Annotated in this window: 5 protein-coding genes; 4 read left to right on the top strand and 1 reads right to left on the bottom strand. The window is 78.8% G+C overall.

The features are described from left to right. The coding region (locus tag FA014_RS18825) for an ABC transporter ATP-binding protein (RefSeq protein ID WP_154731141.1) at positions 1-816 on the bottom strand (816 nt) is incomplete at its 3' end. 86 nt (positions 817-902) lie between these two features. Between FA014_RS18825 and FA014_RS18820 the strand changes: the two genes are divergently transcribed. From FA014_RS18820 to FA014_RS18805, 4 genes are all read left to right on the top strand, one after another. Further along, the gene (locus FA014_RS18820) at positions 903-1,919 is read left to right on the top strand and encodes a helix-turn-helix transcriptional regulator (RefSeq protein ID WP_154731140.1); all 1,017 of its coding nucleotides are present in this window, start codon (positions 903-905) and stop codon (positions 1,917-1,919) included. Between the two features lie 50 nt (positions 1,920-1,969). After that, on the top strand, positions 1,970-2,749 hold the full coding sequence (locus FA014_RS18815) for a YggS family pyridoxal phosphate-dependent enzyme (RefSeq protein ID WP_154731139.1): 780 nt from the start codon (positions 1,970-1,972) through the stop codon (positions 2,747-2,749). Continuing rightward, positions 2,746-3,117 carry a YidH family protein gene (locus tag FA014_RS18810; protein ID WP_154731138.1) on the top strand — a complete coding sequence of 124 codons (372 nt, stop codon included), beginning with the start codon at positions 2,746-2,748 and terminating at the stop codon, positions 3,115-3,117. Before FA014_RS18815 ends, FA014_RS18810 begins: the two co-directional genes overlap by 4 nt. Then, a partial coding sequence (locus FA014_RS18805) for a DUF202 domain-containing protein (RefSeq protein WP_154731142.1) occupies positions 3,114-3,434 on the top strand: 321 nt, incomplete at its 3' end. The genes FA014_RS18810 and FA014_RS18805, both read left to right, overlap by 4 nt.

Genomic DNA, 3,434 nt, shown 5'->3' with positions numbered 1-3,434 from the left:
GGCGACCCGCGCGCGGACCTCCGCCCCCTCGACCTCGACGCCGCGCGCGCCGGGCGCCCGGGCGGCGAGGTCCGCGAGCGCGGGCGCGTCCGCCGGGTCCGCGGCGGCCAGCACGAGCCGGTCCCCCGCCAGCGTGTGCTTGAGCGCCGCGGCGGTGTCGTCGGCGATCACCCGGCCCTCGTCGACCACCACGACCCGCTCGGCCATCTGGTCGGCCTCGTCCAGGTAGTGCGTGGTGAGCACCACGGTCATCGCGTGCCGCTCCCGCAGGCGCAGGATGTGCTCCCAGAGGTTCGCGCGGTTGTGCGGGTCCAGGCCGGTCGACGGCTCGTCGAGGAACAGCAGCCGCGGCGCGTGCACGAGCCCGAGCGCCACGTCCAGCCGGCGGCGCTGGCCGCCGGACAGGTCGGACACCTTGCGGCGCGCGAGCGGCTCGAGGTCGAGCTGGCCCATGAGCTCGGCGGCGCGGCGCCGCGCGTCCCGGCGGTCCAGGCCGTAGATCGTGCCCTGCACGACGAGCTCGTCCACCGCCCGCTGCGCGTGGCCCGCGCCGTTGCCCTGCCCGACGTAGCCGATCCGCCGGCGCACGGTCGCGGGGTCGCGGGCGACGTCCGCCCCCGCGACCTCGGCGGATCCCGCGGTCGGCGCGATCAGCGTGGTGAGCATGCGGATGGTGGTGGTCTTCCCGGCGCCGTTCGGGCCGAGCACCGCGACGAGCTCGCCGGGAGCGATGTCGAGGTCGAGGCCGCGCACGGCGTGCACGGTCGGCCCCTTGCCCCCGGTGAAGTCCTTGGTCAGTCCCCTGGTGCGGATCATGGCGGGTTCCCCTCCTGTCGTCATGAGCCCACCGTGGCGGCGGTAGCGGCCAGATCCTGTCCGCTACCCGGAGCAGACTGGATCCCATGACGGCGATCCCCGGCCCGGCCGACGCCCCCGCGACGCCCTCGTCGCGGCTGCTCGCCCTGCTCTCCCTGCTGCAGACCCGGCGCGACTGGCCGGGCGAGGTGCTGGCGGGCCGGCTCGGCGTCAGCCCGCGCACCGTCCGCCGCGACGTCGACCGGCTGCGCGCCCTCGGCTACCCCGTGCACGCCACCAAGGGCCCGGACGGCGGCTACCGCCTCGCGGCCGGGACGGCCATGCCCCCGCTCATGCTCGACGACGAGCAGGTGGTCGCGCTCACCGTCGCGCTGCAGACCGCCACGACCGGCGTCGACGGGCTGGACGAGGCCGCGGCCCGGGCGCTCGCCACGCTCCGCCAGGTGCTCCCGGCGCGGCTGCGCGCCCGCGTCGAGGGGCTCGACCTCACCGCGGTGCGCCGGCCGGCCGACCCGGCCGAGGAGCACGTGGACACCGAGCGGCTGATGGCGGTCGGCGCGGCCATCCGCGCCCGGGAGGTGCTGCGGTTCGACTACCGCGCGCCCGCCGGCGACGGCGACCCCGCCCCGGACGGCCCGCCGCGCCGGGTCGAGCCGCACCACCTCGCGACCCGCGGGCGCCGCTGGTACCTGGTCGCCTGGGACCTCGACCGCCGCGACTGGCGCACGTTCCGCGTCGACCGCCTGCACCCGCGCACGCCCACCGGCCCGCGGTTCGAGCGCCGGGACCTGCCCGCCCCGGACGTCGCGGCGTACCTGCAGCAGCAGTTCGCCGGCGTGACCCAGCCGTGCCGCGGCGAGGCCGTGCTGGACGCGCCCGCCCCGCTGGTCGCGCGCTGGGCCGGGCCGACCGACGTGGTCGAGCCGCTCGACGCGGGCCGGTGCCGGGTCGTCGCGGGCTCGTGGTCCTGGGTCGGGCTGGCCGCGTGGCTGGGGATGTTCGACGTCCCGCTGCGCGTCGTCGGGCCGCCGGAGCTGCGCGCCGCGGCGCGGGAGCTGGCCGGGCGGTACGCCGCCGGGGCGGGCGACCCCGGGCCCGCCTGACCGCCCGGGCGACCGCCGTCCCCCGCCCGCGAGCGATTAGGGTCGGGCACATGACCACGGGGGCGACCGAGCTGGCGGAGCGGCTCGCGCGCGTCCGCTCCCGGATCGCGGCCGCCGAGTCCGCCGCGGGCCGCCCGGCCGGCTCCGTCCGGCTGCTGCTCGCCACCAAGACGCAGGACGCCGCGACCGTGCGCGCCGCCGTCCTCGCCGACATCGCCGGCGCCGCCACCACCGCGGGCGCGGCACGCCGGGTGCTGCTCGGGGAGAACCGGGTCCAGGAGCTCGTCGCCAAGGGGCCGGACCTCGCCGACCTCGGGCCCGAGCTGCACCTCATCGGCCCGCTGCAGTCCAACAAGGTCAACGCCGCCCTGCGCTGGGCCACCTGCGTGCAGAGCGTCGACTCCACGGCGCTGGCCGAGCGGCTCGCGCGCCGCTGCGCCGACGCCGACCGGACGCTCGACGTGCTGGTGCAGGTCAACGTCTCGGGCGAGCCGACGAAGCACGGCGCCGCGCCGCAGGACGCGCTCGACGTCGTCCGGGCCGTCGCCGGGCACGCCCGGCTGCGGCTGCGCGGGTTCATGACCGTGGGAGCCAACACCCCCGACGAGCGGGCCGTGCGCGCCGGGTACGCCGCGCTGCGCGACCTGCGGGACAAGGTGGCCGGCAGCGGTGAGGCCGGCACCGCCGACGCGGTCGAGCTGTCGATGGGCATGAGCCGCGACCTGGAGGCCGCCGTCGCCGAGGGCGCGACGATCGTCCGGGTCGGGACGGCGGTGTTCGGGGCGCGCCCGGCGCCGGCCGGCACGGCGGGACCGGGGGCCGCCGCGTGACCGCGCCCCCGGATCGCCGGTTCCCCCGGTTCGTCTACGGCCGCGGCTCCGAGCCCGACGCGCGGTTCTCGCTCTCCAACGAGCAGACCTTCCTGTCCTGGGTCCGCATCGGGCTCGCGCTGCTGGCCGGCGGCGTCGCCCTGGAGGCGCTCGACCTCCACCTCGAGCCGCACCTGCGGCTGACCGCCGCCGTGCTGCTCATCGCCCTGGGCATCGCCACCCCGGTGCAGGCCTGGTTCGGCTGGGCGCGGGTGGAGCGGGCGATGCGCGAGCGCCGGCCGCTGCCCGCGCCGGCGCTCAGCGGGCCGCTCGCGGCCGGCGTGGCGGTCGCCGGCGTCCTCGTGCTCCTCGGGCTCCTGCTCCGGTGACCGCCGCCGACCCGCCTCCGGGCGCGGATCCCGAGCGGACCGCGCTCTCGTGGCGCCGCACCGCGCTGTCGGTGGCCGTGGGCGCGCTGGTCGCGGGCCGCACGCTCGAGCCCTGGTTCGGCCCGCCCGTGTGGGTGGCCACGGCGCTCGGCCTGCTCGGCGCCGCCGCGATGAGCCGGGTGGGGCTGCGGCGCACCGCCGCGTGGGCCGCCGTCGTCGACGACGCCCGAGCCGACCGGGCGCGGGTGCGCGTCCCGGCGACGAGCGCGAACCTCGGCCCGGGCTTCGACGCGCTGGGCCTCGCGCTGGCGCTGCAC

The sequence above is a fragment of the Cellulomonas hominis genome (genome assembly GCF_005239125.1).
In the GTDB taxonomy this organism is placed as follows: domain Bacteria; phylum Actinomycetota; class Actinomycetes; order Actinomycetales; family Cellulomonadaceae; genus Cellulomonas; species Cellulomonas hominis_A.
This window is presented reverse-complemented; position numbering and strand designations above follow the sequence as displayed.